We start from the raw sequence: 21,995 nt of genomic DNA, 5'->3' as shown, positions 1-21,995 counted from the left end.
GTGTATCAACATGGTAAAAACAAACAAATTATTAGTTCCAGGTGCAGAACAAGCACTTGAACAATTTAAATATGAAATTGCACAAGAATTTGGTGTAAGCTTAGGATCTAATACAGCATCTCGTTCTAACGGTTCAGTTGGCGGTGAAGTAACAAAACGTCTTGTTGCTTTAGCTCAACAACAATTACGTGGATAATAATATAACATATGGCTTAGAGGCAGATATTCTCTGCCTCTTTCTATTTTCAACATACATAATGGTGCTTTTTCACATACTAATCAAAACGAAAGGAGCGATCTGTAAAATGAAACGGATTAATATTAGCATGAGCCCTCCCCGCGTTCTTACTTTGTCTTTTCTTGTATTATCAGTTGTCGGCACATGTTTATTAAAACTACCCATTGCTACGACAACTTCCATTTCATGGCTCGATGCCTTATTTACAACCGTTTCCGCTTGTACTGTTACTGGACTTGGTGTTGTAGATACTGGAAAAGTATTTACTTTGTTTGGACAATGTGTCATTTTAACGCTTATACAAGTTGGCGGGCTTGGCATTATGAGCTTTGCTGTCTTAATTGCGATTATGCTCGGAAGAAAAATCGGTCTTCAAAATCGAATTTTACTGCAACAAGCATTAAATCAAACGAATATCGGCGGCATCATCCGTCTTGCCAAAGCATTATTTTTATTCTCTTTTACAGTCGAATGTATCGCTACTATAATTCTTTCTTTTGAATGGGTACCAAAATATGGGGTTATGAAAGGGATCTATTATAGTTTTTTCCATTCAATCTCAGCCTTTAACAATGCTGGCTTTTCTGTGTGGAGCGATAATTTAATGTCCCATTCTCATAGCATTCTTGTCAATCTCGTCATTTCCTCTCTCATCATCTTAGGTGGAATTGGTTTTACAGTAATCGTAGACATAAAAAGAAAGAAAAACTTTAAAAACCTTACACTACATTCAAAACTTATGCTCTCTTCTACTCTAATCGTCAACATTATTGCTACCCTTTTTATTTTTATATTCGAGTTCCATAACTCCCTTTCTATGAGAGGTTTTACCCCATTTGAAGAAGGATTGGCCTCTTATTTTCAAGCAATTTCAACGCGAACTGCCGGGTTTAATACTGTTGATATTTCTACATTGTCAAAACCTTCTCTCCTATTAATGATGCTCCTTATGTTTATTGGTGCTGGTAGCGCTTCAACTGGTGGTGGGATTAAGTTAACAACATTTTTAATCATATTTTTTGGCGTATTTAAATTTTTACAAGAACAAGAGGATATTGTCGTATTTAAAAAATCCATTAAAGATACTCTCATTGTCAAATCATTAACCATTACTATTATTTCCATTTCATTTATCTTTTTTGCTATTTTAATTTTGAGTATTACTGAGCGAGTTCCTCTATTGATGAGTGCTTTCGAAGTATTTTCAGCATTTGGGACTGTTGGCCTCAGTATGAATTTAACACCCCACTTAACTATAATCGGAAAAGCTATTATTATCTTTATGATGTTTTTCGGGAAAATGGGTCCTTTAACATTGGCTTTTTCATTTGCTCGTAAAAAGAACCTGAAAATAAAATATCCGAATGAAGATATTTTAACAGGTTGACAACCGTATAAATTATCCATATAATGAGAATACAATAACATATCTCCAAAGGGGAGTAGCGTCCAAGAATATTTCTTGGAAACAAAGTCGTCATTACGTAGAACTTAGTTCTTCCGGCTTTGTTGGCATTTTTTATTACATATGTCTAGCAAGACCTTTGCCTATTAACGGCAGAGGTCTTTTTTGCATTCACTTCCAGATTTTTCCAAAGTTAATAGGCAGGAGTATGGGGAAACTAAATAGTGGGGAAATTCTTCACTTATTTAGAACTTATAGAAATGAGAGGAGAATGTACATGGATGTATCATTATTATTGGAGTATGGTTGGGTATTACTCATCCTAATTGCACTTGAAGGGATTTTAGCGGCTGATAACGCTCTTGTTCTTGCAATTATGGTAAAACATTTACCAGAAGAAAAACGAAAGAAAGCACTATTTTATGGATTAGCGGGGGCATTTGTTTTCCGATTTGGATCGTTATTTATGATTTCGTTCTTAGTCGATGTATGGCAAGTGCAAGCAATCGGTGCCATCTACCTTATGTTTATCGCTGGTAATCACTTATTTAAAACATATGTTAAAAAGAATACAGATGAAGAAACAGAAGAAAAAGAAGCAAAGAAAAAACAAGAGAACTTTTGGTGGACTGTATTTAAAGTTGAGGTTGCTGATATCGCCTTCGCAGTTGATTCAATTTTAGCTGCTGTTGCACTAGCAATGACTTTACCAAAAACAGGATTAGGTACAATTGGTAGTCTTGATACTGGGCAATTCGCTGTTATCTTTGTAGGTGGACTTATCGGATTAATCATTATGCGATTTGCAGCAACTGCTTTCGTACAAATCTTAAAACGTAAACCAGGACTTGAAACCGCAGCATTCTTAATTGTAGGTTGGGTTGGTGTGAAGCTAGCAGTTTATACATTAGCACACCCTGCATTAAATGTAATTCCACATTCATTCCCAGAATCCACTCCGTGGAAGCTTACATTCTGGATTGTATTAGTCGGAATCGCAGTTGGTGGTTGGTTCTTCTCAAAAGAAGTAGAAGTAAAAGTAGAAAAGAATTTAGACGAAAAAGCGCTGTAATTACAGCGCTTTTTCTTTTTTCTTTCTTCCTCTCAATGTCCAGAAAAAATTACATTATACTACCTTTTGTAAACGTTTTCTTAATGTATGTATGTCCTTTTTGTGAAACATTGCACAAACTTATTGAAAGTGAGAACAATTCCATGTACTTTATTCATATAAGGAGTATTTATAGAAGATTTACTAAAGGAGCGTATTACTCATGCTAGAACAAGGACTAGATTATGTTGTCAAACTGGCTAAAAGCAAAAAGAAAATACTAGATACAAACCCAATGCAATATTTCATTCGTGCTGCACTTGCTGGTATTTATATCGGTTTTATTATTGTACTATGTTTTAAATTAGGTAACTTTTTTCACATTGCAGATTCACCAGCAACTTATTTAGCTGCTTCTATGTTTTTCGGGATTGCTCTCGTACTTATTATATATGGCGGTGCTGAATTGTTTACTGGGAACACAATGTACTTTACTGTAGCAACTTTAAGAAAAGAAACAACGATTTCTGATACACTACGTAACTGGGTTGCTTGTTATGCAGGTAACTTAGCCGGCGCGTTATTCTTTGCCTTACTATTTTACGCAACTGGAATTTTTGAAGCAATTGATCACGGTCACTTAATGAATAAAGTCGTTGAAGGAAAGATGAACACACCTACAGTGCAGTTATTCTTTAAAGCCATTTTATGTAACTGGCTCGTATGTCTTGCTTGTTTCTTACCTTCTCAGGTTAAAGGTGACACAGCAAAAATAATAGTCATGATGCTACTTGTTTTCACATTCTTCTTATCTGGTTACGAACATAGTATTGCAAACTTATCACTCTTTGCTTTATCTTTAGTTTCACCGCATCCTGAGACAATTTCTTTTTCAGGTGCTATTCATAACTTAATTCCTGTTACAATCGGTAACATTATTGGCGGATCAGTATTTGTCGGTATGGTATACCACTACTTAACAAAGAAAACACCTGAAGTTCAACAGGAAGAAACTGAAATCGCAGTAGCTCAACAAGAAGAGATTATTCCTTTACAAGCACATATGAAACACTAAAAACTCCAAAGTTTTACTTTGGAGTTTTTAGCTTCCCACGTATTTAACAACAAGGTGAGGATTAATTTCTCCTTCTTCCTTTCCCTTATCCATTCTCTGTTTCATCTTGTGCATACCGATGACATCATTCGTATGAAGGTGAATTTCATTTACATATAATCCCTCTGTACAAAAAGCTTCTACAAAATCTAGTCCATTTTTTGCTCCCCAGCCCATATTATAATCAAGGGAAAGAATATTCACATCATAATCCCGAACCATTTGCAAGGCACATTCTACTGTAGTTGCGGACACATACCCGAACGGGCAACTTCTTTGATCATCCATATATACGTTCATTTTCGATTCCCTCTCTAATTTGAATAAACAGCTAATACATAGCACATTGCCCCAAGACTAATAAAAGGACCAAATGGAATTGGCTTTCGTACTTCTATACGTTTTAATCCGATACCAATCCCGAAAAAACAAAGACTAAAACAAGATGCTAAAAATAAAACGATAAAAACTCCCTTCACTCCTACTATAAAACCAAGTAACGAAAGTAGTTTTATATCTCCTCCGCCAAGCCCTTCTGGATATATCTTTTGCATGCAATATAACAAAAGGAATATAACACCACTACCAACTATACTATCTGTCCAAGTAACTAATTGTACAAAAACACTTTCGAGAATGAGTAAAACCGCAAACGAAATTAAAATACAATCAGGAATTAACATATATAAGTAATCTGTAACTGAAATAATAAGAAGTAGCGAAAAAAGGGATAAAATGATAATAAGTTCTCGTTCTATTCCAATCATATACACGGTAAGAAGAAATATACTTCCTGTTATACATTCAAATGCTACATATATAATTGGAATTTTCCTCTTACAATTCGTACAACAGCCTCTTTGTATATAAAATGAAATGATGGGGATTAGTTCTTTTGGCCTTAGCACATATTTGCAATAATAACAATGTGAACGCGGGGTAATAATAGACGCACCTAATGGAACCCTCACCGCAACTAACATAAAAAAAGAACCAAACACCATCCCTGCTAACAGTGCATATAAATAAGTGAACATCCCTTCCTCTCCTTTCCCAAAAAACATAGCAAAAAAAGGAGAGAACTTCTACTTCATATTATCCTTTATTCTACTAAAAAAGCAGGCCATTTTCCGGCCTGCTTTCCCCTCTTTTATACGATGAAATATACTGCTTTTAATGGTCCATGTACTCCGACAACAAGATTCATCTCAATGTCAGCCGAGTTACTTGGCCCTGTAATAAAGTTAATACAAGATGCCGCTGTCTCCCCATTTTCTACGCGTGAGTTCATATCCTGAACTGCTTGTGTAATACGAGGCACAAGTGTTTCACGTGGAATAATAGCAAAATATACAGTCGGTAAAAAGTGTAAAGAACGTCCCTGCCCTTTATGACTTTGTACAACAATTGTACCAGATTCGGCTAATGTATAATCACTAAATGCAATACCAATATTCGCTTTTTCAGCTAAACGCATATTTTCGTCTTTTCTCTCTGGATCCCATACGTTTACTTCAACGTCTCGCTTTGGAAGTTCTTCTTTAAATAAAGATGTTAAACCATATGCATCAAAACGATCATCTGCTGATAATAAAATAGGTCCCCCGCCGTTTTCCATGATTACTTTTTGAAGGTCTTCACCTAAACGGTCATTTGTCGTTTCTACTACAGTTGTATGAATGTTTGTACATTGCTTTTTAAACACTTCTAGTAATTCTTCTTGTGAATAATCTTTTAACGTTTCTATATTCACATTACTTTTCCATACTGGACGCTCTACACCTTCTGTTTTACGTGCGCGCCCAAGTTCTTTTGCAATGTTATCTAGAAAGGCATCACGGTTTTGAATTAATCCTGTCATTATTTATCCCCGCCTTTCTTATGATCTTTATACCAATCACGGAATCGTTCTTTACTTGGAGCTGGGAATTCACGAATATCCGTCCAGTTTTTAAGTGGTCCAACACCTTTTGATACACGATTACCAGATGTAAATGGACTCATTGCCGCTGGTGCCATTTTTGAACCCATTTTATATAAAGCAGCTGAAGAAGCACCCATACTAAACATTTTCATCGCTAGTTTTTCTGCAAGTGGTGCACGACCTTCTTGCTCAACGATGACTTGACGATGTTTTAATAATAAATCATGCAATGGAATTTTTACTGGACAAGCTTCTGTACATGCTCCGCATAAACTAGATGCATAAGGAAGCTCTTTGTAATCATCATATCTACCTAGAAGCGGTGTTAATACCGCACCGATTGGTCCTGAGTAAATCGATCCATATGAATGTCCACCAACGTGACGATATACAGGACATACGTTAACACAAGCAGCGCAACGAATACATTGTAATACGGAACGGAATTCAGATCCAAGAATTTGAGAGCGACCATTATCAACAACCACTAAATGGAATTCTTCAGGTCCATCAACTTCCTCTTCTTGAATTGGTCCTGCTACTGTTACATAACTTGTTAATTTTTGACCTACTGCACTACGACATAGTAAACCAACTAAAACATCTAATTCTTCCATTGTCGGAACCATACGTTCCATACCCATTACCGCAATTTGTGTTTTAGGAATTGACATAACAAGATCTGCATTACCTTCATTCGTTACTAAACAAAGAGATCCAGTATTTGCAACAGCAAAGTTACAACCAGTTACACCAATTTCTGCATCCATAAATTTCTCACGAAGTTGTTTACGAACAAACTTTGTCATTTCATATGGGTCATCAGAATTTTCATAGCCTAGCTTTTCTTTAAATACATCGCGAATTTGCGTTCTATTTTTATGAAGTGCAGGTGCAATAATATGTGAAGGTGGATCGTTATCTACTTGCAAAATATACTCTCCTAAGTCACTCTCTAACACTTCACAGCCAATCTCTTCAAGCGCATGGTTCATACTAATTTCTTCTGTTACCATCGACTTTGATTTTACTACTTTTTTCGCTTGTTTCTTTTTGGCAACGTCTTGAATATACTTTGCAGCTTCCTCTTTCGTCTTCGCAAAGTACACGTGTCCGCCTCTTTTTGATACATTTTCACTTAACTGCATTAAGTAATAATCCAGATTTTCTAACGTATGTTGACGAATTTGTTCACCTAGTTCACGCCACTCTTCCCAGTTTCCTAATTCATCTGCAGCTTTTAAGCGATTCGTATATAAACGCGTTTGTGCAGAAGATACTGCTCCGCGCATAAACGAATCTTGAATTCCATCACCAACGCGATCATTAAATTTTTTCTCACTGATTTTCATAGACATAGCTTATGTTCCCCCTTCATGAGCGACTATTCAGTACCTCAGCAATATGCATTACTTTTACTTCTTTTCCTAAACGCTCAATACGTCCGCCAATGTTTAACAAACACCCACAATCTGCACCGATTAAATAATCTGCACCTGTTTCCATGACACTATCTACTTTTTCGTCTACCATTTGCTCAGAAATTGGAGTCATCTTAACTGAAAACGTTCCCCCAAACCCGCAACAATTTTGCACGTTTGGCAAATCTCTCACAGTTAATCCTTTTACATTTGATAATAAAATTCCTGGTGCTTCTTTTACTCCAAGCATACGCGTCATATGACATGATTTATGAATAGTAGCTATCCCTGGTAAACTTGCACCAACATCTGTAACTTTTAAAACATCTACAATAAACTGTGTAAATTCATAAGTTTTATCAGCAACTTTTTGTGCACGTTTAGCCCACTTTGGATCATCTTTGAAAACATGCGGATACTCATGAAACATTGTCGCACAAGAACCAGATGGCGTAACAATATATTCTGCATCTTCGAAAGTTTCAATCATATGTTTCATCGCTTCTTTTGCTGCTTCTACATGGCCGCTATTATAAGCAGGCTGACCACAACAAACTTGTGCTTCTGGAAATTCAATTTCACAACCTAAACGCTCCAACACTTCAACTGTTGCTTTGCCGACATTTGTTTCAAACATATCGACTAAACAAGTAACAAATAAAGTAACTTTCATAACTATTACTCCCCCTTTTTACAACTTCACCAACAAACATATGGTCATCAGATGATTTAGTAGAGAAGAAATAGGCTCAACCATGGCCTATCCTCTCCCTCTTCTAAAGAAAACGCTTACTTAATCTTTCTCTATTTTATCAGAAAATTAAATTTTTAAAAGATTAAATTACGAATTTATATCGTTTTTACCTGTGACAATATGTTCTACATTTGTTAAATGATCTAGCATTGCTTGCTGCGCTAATTCTACATCTTGTTTTAACACCGCATCATATATAACTTGATGCTCTTCTATAAGTCGTTCTGATGTCGTTTGTTCACCATATAAAATAATGCGTCTTGATTCACCAATTGTTTCAGCAATCATCTCTGAAACATGATTCATGAGTTCAAGCAAAATGTTATTATGCGAAGACTCTGCAATTCCCATATGAAATTGAAAATCGGCTTTTTCGCCAGCCTTTTCATCTCCAATGCTCTTTGCCATTTCATCTAACCAATGTTTCATATTTTGTAAATTATCTTCCGTACGTTTTGCCGCCGCTACTCGAACTGCCCCCACTTCAAGCACCTTTCGTACTTCTAATAAATTCAAAATATCTTCTTTCTTCATTAATAATCTATTGTTTAATGATTTCGTTAATGAAGAAGAATCGAAGTTCTTCACATATGTACCTTCTCCTTGTTTCATCTCAATTAAGCCCATCGCTCTTAGCGCACTTAGCGCTTCACGAACAGCAGATCTGCCAACTTGAAACTGCTCAGCTAATTGATGCACAGGGAGTAGTTTGTCACCAGGTTTTAACGTACCATTTTTAATCATTGTTAAAATAGCTTCAGATACTTCTTCGTAAATTTTTTTCGGTTTAATAGATTTGTACTCCAGTTAAATCACCTCAGTATCTTCCAAACAACAATTGAAACGATTTATAAGAACTTTGCATCATAACTATTTTAGACCGAATTGATAAGAAGTACAAATGTTTTGTTCATAAAATAGTCAAATTTTCGATATTTATTACATATTAATTTATATTTTTACGTATAAAGTGAAACTTTAATCAGTGGGGGTTTTGTTCATCGCCCACTGATTATTAGCCCTCACGAATCGGACTTTTACGGGCAGCAGGGCCTCCACCTAACTTCTTTGCTTCCGTTGAATTTTGAGGTGAGGGTCTTACTGCCCGGCGAATAGCGGGATAAATATTTTCTTCAATATAAAGAACATGTCCTAAAAATTAGAACATGCTCCCCTCATCCTGTACATTCAGTTTAATAATAACCGTTGTTCCCTTATCTTTTTCACTTTCAATTTTCCACTGTCCACCATGTATATGAACAATTTGTTTCACAATAGCAAGGCCTAAACCTGTTCCACCGTGTTGACGACTTCTCGCTTTATCAACTCGGTAAAAGCGTTCTCCAAGATTCTCCAAATGTTCTATATCAATACCAATTCCTGTATCTTTTATTTTTAATTCACAGTAATCATCGATTTGCTCTAAAGTTATAACGATATTTCCTTTTTGATTTGTATACCGTATCGCATTATCTAACACATTATGAAGCACTTGTTGCATACGATCTTCATCAATCATGACAATGACCTCTGGATTTAAATTAGTTGAAATATGAATTTCCTTTTCTATAAACTTAATCTCATACGTATCTAATACGTCTTCAATCAGCTGTGAAAAAACGATAGGTTGCTTCTTTAACGGAAAGTGCTCACCTTCTAATTGTGCTAAGTCTAACAAGTCATGAACGAGACGCTGCATACGACCTGCTTCTTTATGAATTAGCTGCGTTACTTTTTCCTGCTGCGGTCCCTTTGCAACACCATCTAAAATAGCCTCGCTATACCCTTTTATATAACTAAGTGGTGTTCTAAGTTCATGCGAAACATTTGCTAAAAATTCCTTACGCTTTACATCTTCTGTTTCTAATGAATTTGCCATTTTATTAAATGCTTTTCCTAATCGTCCAATTTCATCCTCTGAAGAAACTGTAATCCGCTCCGAAAAATCTCCCGTAGCCAAATGATTTGCAACCCGCTCCATTTGCGAAAGTGGCTTCGTAATTGCAATTATAATTTTCCTTCCAACCCATATCGTAATTAAAATCATAGCAATTGCTAACGGTGCTAAAATAAGACCCATATCATAGATTAAATCTTTTATACTTTTTAAAGGAATATACGAATAGACAATTCCGACTAATTTTTTATTTTCCAATACAGGGATGACAACCCCCATAATATTACGGTCAAAATGTTCTTCATATCCTATTTTTGTCACAGTTTTCCCGTCTAATAGCGTTTGCCTATCTCCTTCACTTATAAGAGAATGATGATGCACATCAAAAGGCAAACATGCGCTTAAATCACGCGGATTAGACACGAAAATAACGTCTGAACTAGATATTTGATCAAACGATCTTACTTTCTCTTCAAAAGTTGATATTCCTTCACGCTTATCATATTGAGCAGCAAGACTTTTTCCTTCCATTACTAACGAAGCTTTTAAATTATCAACGTATAATTTTTCATACGAGTATAAAGATACGAAATAAAGAAAGGACACTGTTACACATACTGCACATACTACTGTAAGCCAAAGTTTTTGTACCATCGTAAACATACGTTACACCTCAAATTTATAGCCTACACCCCAAACAGTTTGAATGTAGTTTCCACTTTCTCCAAGCTTCAAGCGCATCGTTTTCACATGCGTATCTACCGTTCTTGTACTTCCGGCATAATCATATCCCCATACCTTTTCAAGTAATTGCTCCCGGCTAAATACTTGTCCTGTATGTTGGCAAAGAAAATATAATAAATCAAACTCTTTTACAGTAAGAGAAATCGACTCACCATCCGCCTCTATTCGTCTACTTTTTTCATTGATAAGAATTGGTCCAAATTGAATCTCTTCTTGCTGTTCTTGCTTTGTATATCTTCTTAGCACAGCTTCCATACGGGCAACCAATTCACCAGGACTAAACGGTTTTACAATATAGTCATCTGCTCCCATACGTAAGCCGTTCACCCTATTCCACTCTTCACCTTTTGCCGTTAAAAATATAATCGGCACATCTGACGTTTTTCTAATTTCTTTACAAACTGAAAGTCCATCCATTTCTGGCATCATTATATCTAATACAACGAAATCATAATGATCCGTTTCTAGTTTTTTAAGAGCCTCTTTTCCATTCTCAGCTTCTCCCCACTCATATCCAAAGTTATCCAAATACATTCCAACAAGCTGTCTCATATCACTTTCATCATCTACAACTAGCACTCTATATTTATTCATTGTCCTTCCCTTCCCTCTCTATGAGTTGAAACGGTCCTTTTCCGACTTTAATTGTTTGTTTTATTTTCAAATTCTTCATATCTATAACGCACACTTCATCACTATCATAACTGGCTACATACCCTTCTGCTCCGCTCTCAAAAAATGCAAATGGATTCGACCCTACTTCTACAGAAGCTATTTCTTTATATGTTCTAATATCAAACTTTCTAAGTGTATTCGACCCATGACTGAGTGCATATACGTACTTACTATCCCTCGTTATATTCACAGGCATAAATGGAGCGTGTAAAGAACGCACCATTTCTCCACTCTGTAAAGAATACACTAACACTTTCTCATTTACTTGATTTCCATCACCATGTCCGCCAATCCATATTTCTTTCCCATCAGGACTAATCGTCGCTCCTGTTGATGCTGGCGGAATCATAAAGGATTGAATAACTTCTTTTTTCTTCGTATCAATTGTCGTTAGTTTCGTATCATAAAAGTTTAGTACAGATAACCGATTCTGATACTCTACCATCGTTATAGGCCCTTTTCCTGTTGAAACATTTCCTGTCTCTTTCCCATTTATCGTAAAGAACCTTACCTTTTGAACATTTTGATCAGCAGCAAATAATTGTTTTTTATCTGCTGATACGACCACATTTACAATGCCCTTTCCAGTTTTATATTTTCCCACTTGCCTTCCTTCCGCTAGTGAATATACATACATATATTCTAATTGCTTACCGTATACAAGTATTTCATCGCCATTTGGAAGCAGTGTGATTCCGGCCATTGGCTCATTTAGTTCCCATGTCGTAATTAACTTTTTATCTTTTTTATCAATAAAACTAATGCTGCCTTCTTTTATATTCGTAGTTATAATAACATTTTTATCTTTAGCAATTGGTGTATATGAACTTCCTTGACACCCTACTAATAGAAATAAAAAACAGAGAAGAAAAACATACTTTCTCAAAAGATTCCCTCCATCTTCGGATGATTTCGTTATAATTGTAAAATAACAAATAAATGTGTGGAAAGTGTGAAATTTCCCTTTCTTACTCAATTTACATATATAATGTACAACAAATAGAATTTGAGGTGTGTCAATTATGCTATTTCCTGATTTAGCGAATAAAATTGTACGAGAAGTACGCAGACTAATTACAGAAAATATTATTATCATTAATATAGAAGGCGTTATTATCGCAAGTACAGATACAGAAAGAATTGGTCAATTTCATGAAGGTGCACTCCGCTGTGCCAAACAAAAGAAAACCGTCATCATTACAAAAGAAGATGAAAGGCAATTGCAAGGTGTAAAGGCTGGGATGAATCTTCCTTTATTATTTCATGATGAAGTAATTGGTGTCATTGGAATTACAGGAGAACCTGAAAATATTTCACGCTACGGAGAAATATTGCGTAAGATGACCGAATTATTAATTCATGAAAACTACTTTTTAGAGCAACTAGAACTTGAGCACCGTTCTTATGAAGCTTTTGTCTTTGATTGGCTTCAAAATACAGAGTGGTCTCCAAGTTTTCTTGATCGCGCCAAAACACTTGGTATTGATTTATATAAGAAAAAACAACTTATTTTGTTTTCTATTGGCAAAAATGACACGATGCTCCAGCGTAAAATATGGCAACACATACGTAATATTTTAACAAAAGAGCATCTATTTGTTCGCTGGGGAAATGATCGTTTTATTTTATTTACAGCGATGAGCTCCAAAGAACAAACTTATCAATTTTTAAAACGGTTAAAACAAGACTGCGAAACTTTATTTTCTATTCCTTTATATATAGGGATTGGACAAACAGTTACCCCAAACAATATGAGCATATGTTACGAACAAGCATTACGCGCTCTTTCTGTATCATTGGAAACGAAAAAAATTGTATTTAATGAAGATTTACGTTTAGAAATGTGTTTACAAGATATTTCTGTCGAAACGCGTGAACAATTTCTAGAGCGTACCATCGAAAACTTATTATCATTTCCTGAGCTTATGCAAACTTTACGCTTATTTATCGATTATAACCAATCTTATAAACAGACGGCTAAACAATTACATATACACATTAACACATTACATTACAGGCTAAAAAAGATTGAAGAACATACAGGACTTGATCCAAAACAATTCAAAGACTTAAACGTTTTGTACTTCGCACTTCTCCTATTAGATAATTATACAAAAAAGAATGATAAAACAGATTAATCTTTAGATGATTATACATAGAAAGAATCCCTCGACTTTTTTATCATTATAATGAAAGCACTGTTACCACGTTGTTTATTATAACTAAACACGTTAACAGTTTGAGGGGGATTTCCAATGTTAGAAAAACAAATTATTCATTCATTCGTATCTATTGTTGGCGAAGATAATGTAGATACATCCAATATGGGGCGTTTAACTTATAGTTATGATGCCACTCCAAACTTCCAAGCAATGCCTGATGCAGTCATTGCTCCTCGTAATACAAATGAAGTAGCTGAAGTGTTAAAAGTATGTAACACTCACAAAATCCCTGTGTATGTGCGCGGGTCTGGAACAAACCTTTGCGCAGGAACATGTCCACTTGAAGGCGGTATCGTCCTTATTTTCCGCCATATGAACAATATTTTAGAAATTGATGAAGAAAACTTAACAATTACTGTACAAGCTGGTGTCATTACACTTGATATTATTAAAGCGGTAGAAGAAAAAGGTTTATTTTATCCACCAGATCCAAGCTCGATGAAAATTTCTACAATCGGCGGTAATATTAATGAAAACTCAGGTGGATTACGCGGTTTGAAATATGGCGTAACACGTGATTATGTAATGGGGCTTGAACTTGTCTTACCAAATGGCGATATTATTCGCACTGGTGGTAAATTAGCAAAAGATGTAGCTGGTTACGATTTAACTCGTTTATTTATCGGTTCTGAAGGAACACTTGGCGTGGTAACAGAAGCTATATTAAAACTTGTTCCTATGCCTGAAACAAAGAAAACAATGCTTGCACTATATGAAGATATTAATGAAGCTGCACATGCTGTTTCTTCTATTATTGCAAATAAAATCATTCCAGCAACACTGGAGTTTTTAGACCAACCGACAATTGAAGTAGTAGAAGAGTTTGCACAAATCGGTTTACCTACAGATGTAAAAGCAATTTTATTAATCGAACAAGACGGTCCGCCCGAAGTAGTCAATCGAGATATTGAAAAAATGGCTAACGTTTGTCACTCTATGAATGCGGTTGATGTTCGCGTTGCAAAAGGTGAAACAGAAGCAGATGCGCTTCGTACCGCTCGCCGTAGTGCTCTATCAGCGCTCGCACGATTAAAACCTACTACAATATTAGAAGATGCGACTGTACCACGTTCACAAATCGCTCCGATGGTTGAAGCTATTAATGCCATTGCAAAAAAATATAATATTCCTATTTGTACGTTTGGACATGCTGGTGATGGTAATTTACATCCAACTTGTATGACAGACGCTCGTAATGCAGAAGAAATGCACCGAGCTGAGCAAGCTTTTGCTGAAATATTTGCGAAAGCAATTGAACTTGGTGGCACAATTACTGGTGAACATGGTGTTGGTGCAATGAAAGCTCCATATTTAGAAATGAAATTAGGTAAAGAAGGTATTGCAGCTATGCAAGGAATAAAGCAAGCTTTCGATCCAAATAACATTATGAATCCTGGAAAAATGTTCGCGAAAGACACTCGAAAAAGAGTGGTGGTTGAGCGATGACCACATTAAATAAAGAAAATATTCAAAAAGAATTTAAAGAACGATTAAGTGAAGATGAATTACTAAACTGTATGCGATGCGGTTTTTGTTTACCTACTTGTCCTACCTACATTCAATCCGGATATAAAGAGTCACATTCACCGCGCGGACGTATTGCATTAATGAAAGCAGTCGTTGATGGTTTAATCGAACCAGATGAAGATGTTGAACATACATTAAACGTTTGTCTTGGTTGCCGTGCTTGTGAGCCTGTTTGTCCATCTGGTGTAAATTATGGACATTTATTAGAAGAAGCTCGTGATATTATTAATCAAAATAAAAAATTCTCAGTGCCAGTGAAAGCTGTTCGAAAAGTCGTTTTTGAAGGATTATTCCCCCATCAAAATCGAATGAGAACATTAACTGGACTAATCGGATTTTATCAACGTTCTGGTTTACAAACGCTAACACATAAAACAGGGATTATGAAGTTATTCCCTGAAACCCTTGCAACGATGGATCTCGTTTTACCAAAAGTCCCTAAAATGAAAGCGATGAAAGATCGTCCTTCATTTTTACCTGCAGAAAGTACAAAGAAAAAACAAGTTGCATTCTTTACAGGCTGCTTAATGGATACGATGTTTTTAGAAACAAATAATGCAACGATGAAACTTCTTCAATTAGCTGGTTGTGATATCGTTATTCCGAAAACACAAAGTTGCTGCGGTGCATTGCATGGACATGCTGGTGAAAAGAGTGGAGCAAAAGAATTAGCAAAGCGAAATATAAAAGCATTCGAAAATTTAAACATCGACTATATTATTACGAATGCAGGTGGTTGCGGGGCTTATCTTGTAGATTATGATTATCTTTTAAAGGATGATCCGGATTGGGCTGAACGTGCTAAGCAGTTTGTTTCTAAAATTAAAGATATTACTGCTATACTAGTAGAATTAGACTTCCATAAGCGAACTGACTTACGACTCACGCCGCAGGTTATTACGTATCAAGACTCTTGTCATTTACGCAATGTTATGCGCACATCTTCTGAACCTCGTATGTTACTAGAGGCTATCCAAGGTGCAACATATCGAGAAATGAAAGATGCCGACCGCTGCTGTGGCTCTGCTGGTATTTACAATATTGTTCATTCAGAGTTATCAATGGAATTTCTAGATTACAAAATGGACCGTGTGCATAAAACAGAAGCAGCAACCATTGTTACTGCAAATCCAGGTTGTTTATTACAAATGAAATTGGGCATTGAGCGAGAAGGGCTTTCTCATAAAATGAGAGGAATTCACATTGTGGATTTATTATTAGAAGCAATTGAAACTAACTCGTAATAACTCGTAACATACGTAATAATAGGAAAACGGCTATCTCCTTCGTCTATGTAAAGAGATAGCCGCTTTTTTGTCTGCTACAACATTAAAAATATGTTACTTTATTATAAAAAAGAACAACAGAAACATTACAGTTTTGTAAAAATCAATCCATTATATTCCTCAAAAAATCGTTCAAACCATTGATACAATAGGATTCTTCATTTTCTATTTAGGTAACTTTATCCAAAAATCCCCTCTTAAAACCAAGTATAAAAACACTATAAATTCCTTTTATACTCTATATTTCTCTTATTTTTACTCCCTTCTTCTCTTAGGATAAATTAGGTAATTTTAAAGTCTATGAATTTTTTTCCATCTTTTTTCTCGCAAATTGTATGCTACGATGAATTTGTCAGTCAGACAGGCTGTCAAAAACAAATCGTGTGAAAACAAATTAAAACTTTATATAGGGGGACACACATCATGAAAAAGCGTGTTTTATTATCTGTAGCTGCTGCAACAGCTCTTACTTTAGGAGTATCTTCTCTAGATGCACAAGCTGCAACAGTACAACCATCTAACGTAAAGGTTCAAAATATTCAGCATTCAAAAGTAATGATGAAACAAATGAGCCAACAAGAATTACAAGCATTCTTACAATCTATGGGAGTTGAATCATTAGCACAATGGCAACAAGGAAACTTCCAACCAAACTGCTTCATTCCTGATCAACAACCTACTGAAAATGTTGTAACTGAGCAACCAACAGCTAAGCCAGAAACTCAAAAGCCAGTTGAGCAAAAACCTGCCGAGCAAAAGCCTGCTGAAGAAGTTCAAAAACCAGAAGCTCAAAAGCCTGCTGAAAACAACAATACTCAAAAACCAGCTGAGCAAAAACCAGCTGAGCAAAAGCCTGCTGAAGAAGCAAAATCTTTAAGCGAGTTTGAACAACGTGTTGTTGAATTAACAAACGCTGAGCGTGCAAAACAAGGCTTACCAGCACTAAAAATCGATACTGAATTAAGTAAAGTAGCACGTATTAAGTCTGAAGATATGCAAAAAAACAACTACTTTGATCATAACAGCCCTACATACGGGTCTCCGTTTGACATGATGAAGAAATTTGGTATTTCTTATACATCTGCAGGTGAAAACATCGCTCAAGGTCAACGTACACCTGAAGAAGTAGTACAAGCTTGGATGAACAGCGCTGGACACCGTGCAAACATCTTAAATAACGGCTTCACTCACATCGGTGTTGGTTATGTAGAAAGCGGCAACTACTGGACACAACAATTTATTACGAAGTAAATAGATTAAAAGAGTCTTCTCATAATGAGAAGACTCTTTTTTAAGTTTCATAGCTTTCTATTATGTATGAATAGAAAATATATAACATAAACAACATAGATCCACAGCTTATTACACTAAGCAATACATAAAATCCCCACTCTAAGTTCAAAAACAATGAAAACAATATGCCACATGCCATCACTTGAAAAATCCGTCTACTCACTAAACAAATTTTTTGTAATTTAATTGGATCTTTTTCTTTTTCTTTGCCTTTTATTTTCTTAAATTCTTTACTCAGCATAAAAAGAAACATACTAATCCCAATCGTTAATCCTGTTTGAAAGGATATCAAATCCCCAAAATTAATAAAGAGGATAAGCGTATGAATAAACAACATAAATAACGTAATTTTCTTTATAAATCCGCCTATAATACCATGCTCTCTTTCATTAAACTTAAATATATTATGTGAAATAATATACAAAAATCCATATGAAAAAATAATAAAACAGGGAATAAATGCTACAACGACTTGTTTACTCATAAACTCGTTTGGCTGACCATTTACATTCCAATGTACTGCCATACGATTTGGTAAATAGGGATAGAGAAATAGAGTAAGTAAAAGACAAGCGAAAAATATTCCCAGTACATACTTATATTTAATCAAGTGATTCTCACCTCTCTTTTCTCTTAACGGCTTCGCTTCTTTTAGAGAAATCCCTGCAAAAATCTACTTTTTTCAAGTTAAAACTTATACTTTACGCATTTTCTTTTTGAAATTCTTTTATTTTATTATTTAACTTTGTAGGAAACGGCACATCAACTTCAATCGCTTCTTTCGTAATTGGATGCAAGAAATTTATCTTCATCGCATGCAATGCTTGACTGGACATATATTTTGTTTGTCCACCATATAATACATCCCCAACTAATGGATTACCATTATGACTCATATGAACACGAATTTGATGTGTTCTACCCGTTTCTAATTGTAACGTTACGAAAGTCGTGTTTTGCTTCTTAAAATACTTTTCTACTTTATAATATGTGATAGCTTGGTCACCTTTTGGAGAAATACGACGCCTTGTAGCATGATGGCGATCCCTTCCGATAGCAGCATCAATCTTTCCTTTTTTCTTCTTTACTTTCCCTTCAACGAGCGCTGCGTACGTTCTTTTAATTTTTCTTTCCATTAATAAGCGATCCATAATTGAACCAGCAATTCTATGCTTAGCAAACACGACACCACCTGTCGTATCTTTATCTAAACGATGAATATGACGCACCTTCGTCTCTAAACCTTGCATTTGAAAATGAAAAGCAACAAGATTTGCAAGCGTCCCGGTTCCACCTTTTTCAGCAGGGTGCGTGTCCATTTGCTCTGGTTTATTTACGATAAGTACGTGATCATCTTCGTATACTACATGTAATTCACCATATTCTGGATCTACACCGTACTCTTCCTCCGCAAACATATGGACTTGTAACTTATCGTTCTCTTTTAAAAGCTCATTCCATCTTCTTTGTTCCCCGTTAACCGTAACACCTTTTTCCATACGAAGCTGATGTAATAGCTTTTTCGGTATTTCCCATTCTACTTTTAATACCGATTCAATACTTATACCATTCCATTTAGCTGGAACGGTAATTTCACACCATTCACCCTTTTTCTTTGTTTCCATACTGTTTATCACCTTATTTCTATTGATTCTCTCATTGTAACGGAAAACACACTTTGATGCACCGTCAAAAATAGAGGACAGTCTTATAATAGACTGCCCCTCAAGCTCTAAGTCTTTTCATTTCTAACAATACTTCTTCAGCTTTTTGTTCATACGATAAATCTTTAAAGAAATCCGCCAACCTTTTATAATCATTGTAAGCATCTAATAAATCGTCCATCTTTTCTATTTTCATCACTTGTTGTTTTTGTTTCATTTTTACTGGATAGCGATAACCTGATACTTCTTGTATTTTGTAATACTCATCCTCTACTTGAACGACCTTTACAAGTTCTTCCTCTTCTGCATCCATCGTATATCCGTCAAATTCTCTAAGTAGTTCATAAATGATATGAGTCCATTCATCTTTTGGATAAAACCCTTTTTCTAACCGATAACCGACAATGCGATACATATGCCCATCGTTCTCGGCAAACTGTACTGTATCATTTAACTTAAACTTAAAATAACGAAACATTGCCTTCACCTACTTATTATGTAATGTTCTTATCACATACTATTTGCAAAATGTAGGCTTTGCTATTCATAAAAAATGCTCATCATATTGATGAGCATTTTTTATGATGCTTTTTCTCTTTTTTTTCGAAATGGTAACCACCAGTTCCAGTCTCCAAATAACTTCATTAAGCTTGGTACGAGCATAAGACGAATAATTGTTGCATCAAGAAATATTGCTAATGCAACGCCAAGACCCATCTGCTTTACTGGTAAAATATCAGTAAATGCGAATGCACCAGTTACAACAATCATTATTAAAGCAGCTGATGTAATAATTCTACTTGTTGAAACGAGCCCTTCTAACGTTGCTTGATCGTTATCTCCTGTTTCTTCATAGAGCTCATGAATACGTGAAATAAGAAATACTTCATAATCCATACTAAGCCCAAATACGAGGCCAAAAATGAAGATTGGTAAGACAAACAGAACCGGACTTGCTTCTAAACCGAAATGACCACCTTCAAATAACCAAACAACAATTCCAATGGTTGCACTTAAACTAAGTATATTCATAACAATTGCCTTAATTGGAATGAGTATAGATCGGAATGCAAATAATAATATAACAAAGGTCGATCCAAATATAACAGACATACCAATTACAACTTTATCTTTAATTTCATCTTCTAATTCTTGTTGAAACGTCGTCATTCCGCCTAGATAATACGTAACATCCGTTTCTTTATAGTTCTTTTTAAAGTCACGTACCCACTGTTTTGCAGTCTCTGTACGTGGTTTTGTTTTCAAAAAGATTTCTATCGTCGTCTTATTCCCTTGCGTGTATGCTTCAAATACAGGAGTTAGTTTCGCTGATTCTGGCGACTGCAACATTCCAACAACTTGATCTGCTTTCATTCCAGTTAACCCGTCGTATAAACTTCTTACTTCATGTACTTTCTTATCATCTTTTAACTTTTGAACGACTTCTTCTATCTTTTGTAGACTTTCTTTTTCTTTCATATCTTTTTTCGTCTCTACAACTAATGTAACATCAGCGTGTGTTTTGACAGTTTCATTAAATGCTTCTTCATACTTTTCATATGCAATCCTTGTATCACTCTTTTCAGGTAAAGCTTCAACACCAGGGAACTGCAAATTAGCTGTACGTAACGGTAATAAGCAAATAACAATAAATGTTGTAACAACAATAATCATTGCAATTGGATGTTTCATCACAAATCGTGCAAATTTACGCCATGCTTTTGCCGGCGTATGTGCTACTTGATTCTTTTTTAATATTCTTTTACCGATTAACGATAATAGTGCTGGAAGAAGTGTGAATGAGAATAAAATACTCATAATGACAACAATCATTCCGCTAATCGCGACAGATTGAATATAATCTATCTTAAAGAAAAACAAACCGGATAACCCAACAAATACGCATAATCCTGAAAATACAATCGCACGTCCTGCCGTTTGATATGTAATTGCTATCGCTTCTTTTACCGTTCGTTTAGCAACTTCCTCTCGAAAACGGTTCACAAATAATAGCGCAAAATCAATAGATAATGCAAGTCCAATCATCGGTGCAACGTTTAACACGAAAATAGATAGTTCTTTATCAACACCGATGAAATACAATATACCCATCGTACTAATAACACTAAGCGCCCCATTCAAAATCGGTAAAATTGATGCCAAAAGACTACCAAACGAAAATAGTAATACAAGAAACGCAATTGGTAATCCAATCATCTCTGCTACTTTTAAATCATTTTGCGTTCTTTCATTAATCTCTTTATTAATTTTCGGAAACCCTGTAGGTGTTACTTTTAATGCTATATTACTTTCTTTCTCAATCTCATCAGCAAATTGTAATGTCTTTTCCATTCGTTCCTTATTTGTTTTCCCGGAAAATAAAATTGTCGCATAGCCGATGTCATCTTGTAGCATTTCTTTATTTTGGATTGGGTGATGGAAAGATTCATAGTTCTCTTTCTCTTGAACATTCTTTACAATTTCATTTATTCGCTTTTTAAATTCCTCATGCGAAGCATCTTTATTTTTCTCAAAAACGAGCAGCAGAGTATCTTGAGACTTCTTAAAATCTTTATCTAAAATTTCTTTTGTTTTTTGATAGTCGCCTTCCGTTTGGAAACCGTCACCACCTAATACTCCCGGTAGCTTTGGAGCAAAAATCCCAAGTGCGATTGCGAGCAACAGTAACGCTACAATTACTGTATAACGAAACTGATACAAAAAGGCTCCTAACTTCCCCCACTTATCAACTTTATGTACATTTGTCTTCACACATTTTC

General features: G+C 35.4%; 21 protein-coding genes. 8 read left to right on the top strand and 13 right to left on the bottom strand.

Going from position 1 to position 21,995, the window contains the following annotated elements; translation table 11 throughout:
- Positions 1 to 10: 10 nt before the first annotated feature.
- The 4 genes from V7S45_RS06450 to V7S45_RS06435 all read left to right on the top strand — a co-directional run bounded on the left by V7S45_RS06450 (position 11) and on the right by V7S45_RS06435 (position 3,769).
- Positions 11 to 196 carry an alpha/beta-type small acid-soluble spore protein gene (locus tag V7S45_RS06450; RefSeq protein ID WP_000241212.1) on the top strand — a complete coding sequence of 62 codons (186 nt, stop codon included), beginning with the start codon at positions 11 to 13 and terminating at the stop codon, positions 194 to 196.
- Between the two features lie 109 nt (positions 197 to 305).
- The gene (locus V7S45_RS06445) at positions 306 to 1,625 is read left to right on the top strand and encodes a TrkH family potassium uptake protein (RefSeq protein ID WP_000822360.1); all 1,320 of its coding nucleotides are present in this window, start codon (positions 306 to 308) and stop codon (positions 1,623 to 1,625) included.
- A gap of 295 nt (positions 1,626 to 1,920) precedes the next feature.
- On the top strand, positions 1,921 to 2,715 hold the full coding sequence (locus V7S45_RS06440) for a TerC family protein (RefSeq protein WP_000383314.1): 795 nt from the start codon (positions 1,921 to 1,923) through the stop codon (positions 2,713 to 2,715).
- A gap of 202 nt (positions 2,716 to 2,917) precedes the next feature.
- The gene (locus tag V7S45_RS06435) at positions 2,918 to 3,769 is read left to right on the top strand and encodes a formate/nitrite transporter family protein (RefSeq protein ID WP_025687762.1); all 852 of its coding nucleotides are present in this window, start codon (positions 2,918 to 2,920) and stop codon (positions 3,767 to 3,769) included.
- Between the two features lie 27 nt (positions 3,770 to 3,796).
- Here the strand turns inward: V7S45_RS06435 and V7S45_RS06430 are convergent, their stop codons facing one another.
- The 9 genes from V7S45_RS06430 to V7S45_RS06390 form a co-directional block, all read right to left on the bottom strand.
- Positions 3,797 to 4,108 (bottom strand): cyclic-phosphate processing receiver domain-containing protein, encoded by a 312-nt coding sequence (locus V7S45_RS06430; RefSeq protein WP_001103770.1) that lies wholly within the window; start codon positions 4,106 to 4,108, stop codon positions 3,797 to 3,799.
- 14 nt (positions 4,109 to 4,122) lie between these two features.
- Positions 4,123 to 4,845, bottom strand: a complete 723-nt coding sequence (locus V7S45_RS06425) for an A24 family peptidase (protein ID WP_000495726.1) — start codon at positions 4,843 to 4,845, stop codon at positions 4,123 to 4,125.
- A 113-nt stretch (positions 4,846 to 4,958) separates the two neighbouring features.
- Positions 4,959 to 5,669, bottom strand: a complete 711-nt coding sequence (locus V7S45_RS06420) for a lactate utilization protein C (protein ID WP_000147187.1) — start codon at positions 5,667 to 5,669, stop codon at positions 4,959 to 4,961.
- Positions 5,669 to 7,090 carry a LutB/LldF family L-lactate oxidation iron-sulfur protein gene (locus tag V7S45_RS06415; protein ID WP_025687761.1) on the bottom strand — a complete coding sequence of 474 codons (1,422 nt, stop codon included), beginning with the start codon at positions 7,088 to 7,090 and terminating at the stop codon, positions 5,669 to 5,671. The genes V7S45_RS06420 and V7S45_RS06415 overlap by 1 nt, the downstream gene beginning before the upstream one ends.
- A 16-nt stretch (positions 7,091 to 7,106) precedes the next feature.
- Positions 7,107 to 7,826 carry a (Fe-S)-binding protein gene (locus V7S45_RS06410; RefSeq protein ID WP_000869148.1) on the bottom strand — a complete coding sequence of 240 codons (720 nt, stop codon included), beginning with the start codon at positions 7,824 to 7,826 and terminating at the stop codon, positions 7,107 to 7,109.
- A gap of 168 nt (positions 7,827 to 7,994) precedes the next feature.
- Positions 7,995 to 8,684: a FadR/GntR family transcriptional regulator gene (locus V7S45_RS06405; protein WP_254904515.1), complete on the bottom strand. Its 690-nt coding sequence runs from the start codon at positions 8,682 to 8,684 to the stop codon at positions 7,995 to 7,997.
- A gap of 382 nt (positions 8,685 to 9,066) precedes the next feature.
- Complete coding sequence (locus V7S45_RS06400; protein WP_000494796.1) at positions 9,067 to 10,467, bottom strand: ATP-binding protein; 1,401 nt, start codon at positions 10,465 to 10,467, stop codon at positions 9,067 to 9,069.
- A 3-nt stretch (positions 10,468 to 10,470) separates the two neighbouring features.
- Positions 10,471 to 11,142 carry a response regulator transcription factor gene (locus tag V7S45_RS06395; protein ID WP_001046397.1) on the bottom strand — a complete coding sequence of 224 codons (672 nt, stop codon included), beginning with the start codon at positions 11,140 to 11,142 and terminating at the stop codon, positions 10,471 to 10,473.
- Positions 11,135 to 12,109 carry a hypothetical protein gene (locus tag V7S45_RS06390; protein WP_001234152.1) on the bottom strand — a complete coding sequence of 325 codons (975 nt, stop codon included), beginning with the start codon at positions 12,107 to 12,109 and terminating at the stop codon, positions 11,135 to 11,137. Before V7S45_RS06390 ends, V7S45_RS06395 begins: the two co-directional genes overlap by 8 nt.
- A 127-nt stretch (positions 12,110 to 12,236) precedes the next feature.
- Between V7S45_RS06390 and V7S45_RS06385 the strand changes: the two genes are divergently transcribed.
- The 4 genes from V7S45_RS06385 (at position 12,237) to V7S45_RS06370 (ending at position 17,509) form a co-directional block, all read left to right on the top strand.
- Positions 12,237 to 13,361 carry a sugar diacid recognition domain-containing protein gene (locus tag V7S45_RS06385; protein ID WP_157797734.1) on the top strand — a complete coding sequence of 375 codons (1,125 nt, stop codon included), beginning with the start codon at positions 12,237 to 12,239 and terminating at the stop codon, positions 13,359 to 13,361.
- Positions 13,362 to 13,478: 117 nt separating this feature from the next.
- Positions 13,479 to 14,891 carry a glycolate oxidase subunit GlcD gene (gene glcD, locus V7S45_RS06380; protein WP_257115936.1) on the top strand — a complete coding sequence of 471 codons (1,413 nt, stop codon included), beginning with the start codon at positions 13,479 to 13,481 and terminating at the stop codon, positions 14,889 to 14,891.
- Positions 14,888 to 16,216, top strand: a complete 1,329-nt coding sequence (locus tag V7S45_RS06375) for a (Fe-S)-binding protein (RefSeq protein ID WP_342761696.1) — start codon at positions 14,888 to 14,890, stop codon at positions 16,214 to 16,216. Before glcD ends, V7S45_RS06375 begins: the two co-directional genes overlap by 4 nt.
- Before the next feature lie 465 nt (positions 16,217 to 16,681).
- Positions 16,682 to 17,509: a CAP domain-containing protein gene (locus tag V7S45_RS06370; protein WP_025687757.1), complete on the top strand. Its 828-nt coding sequence runs from the start codon at positions 16,682 to 16,684 to the stop codon at positions 17,507 to 17,509.
- Positions 17,510 to 17,549: 40 nt separating this feature from the next.
- On the opposite strand, the gene V7S45_RS06365 is transcribed toward V7S45_RS06370, so the two are convergent.
- The 4 genes from V7S45_RS06365 to V7S45_RS06350 form a co-directional block, all read right to left on the bottom strand.
- Entirely contained in the window at positions 17,550 to 18,161 is a 612-nt protein-coding gene (locus V7S45_RS06365) for a DUF1648 domain-containing protein (RefSeq protein WP_006917704.1), read from the bottom strand.
- A gap of 91 nt (positions 18,162 to 18,252) precedes the next feature.
- Positions 18,253 to 19,176, bottom strand: a complete 924-nt coding sequence (locus V7S45_RS06360) for an RluA family pseudouridine synthase (RefSeq protein ID WP_000448349.1) — start codon at positions 19,174 to 19,176, stop codon at positions 18,253 to 18,255.
- Between the two features lie 100 nt (positions 19,177 to 19,276).
- Positions 19,277 to 19,693, bottom strand: a complete 417-nt coding sequence (locus tag V7S45_RS06355) for a hypothetical protein (RefSeq protein ID WP_000490301.1) — start codon at positions 19,691 to 19,693, stop codon at positions 19,277 to 19,279.
- A gap of 101 nt (positions 19,694 to 19,794) precedes the next feature.
- The gene (locus V7S45_RS06350) at positions 19,795 to 21,987 is read right to left on the bottom strand and encodes an MMPL family transporter (RefSeq protein WP_025687756.1); all 2,193 of its coding nucleotides are present in this window, start codon (positions 21,985 to 21,987) and stop codon (positions 19,795 to 19,797) included.
- Positions 21,988 to 21,995: the final 8 nt, after the last annotated feature.

It is taken from the genome of Bacillus sp. BR3(2024), from assembly GCF_039134555.1.
GTDB classification, from domain to species: Bacteria; Bacillota; Bacilli; order Bacillales; family Bacillaceae_G; genus Bacillus_A; species Bacillus_A cereus.
Note: the sequence above shows the minus strand (reverse complement) of the source record. Positions and strands in the feature narration are given on the sequence as shown.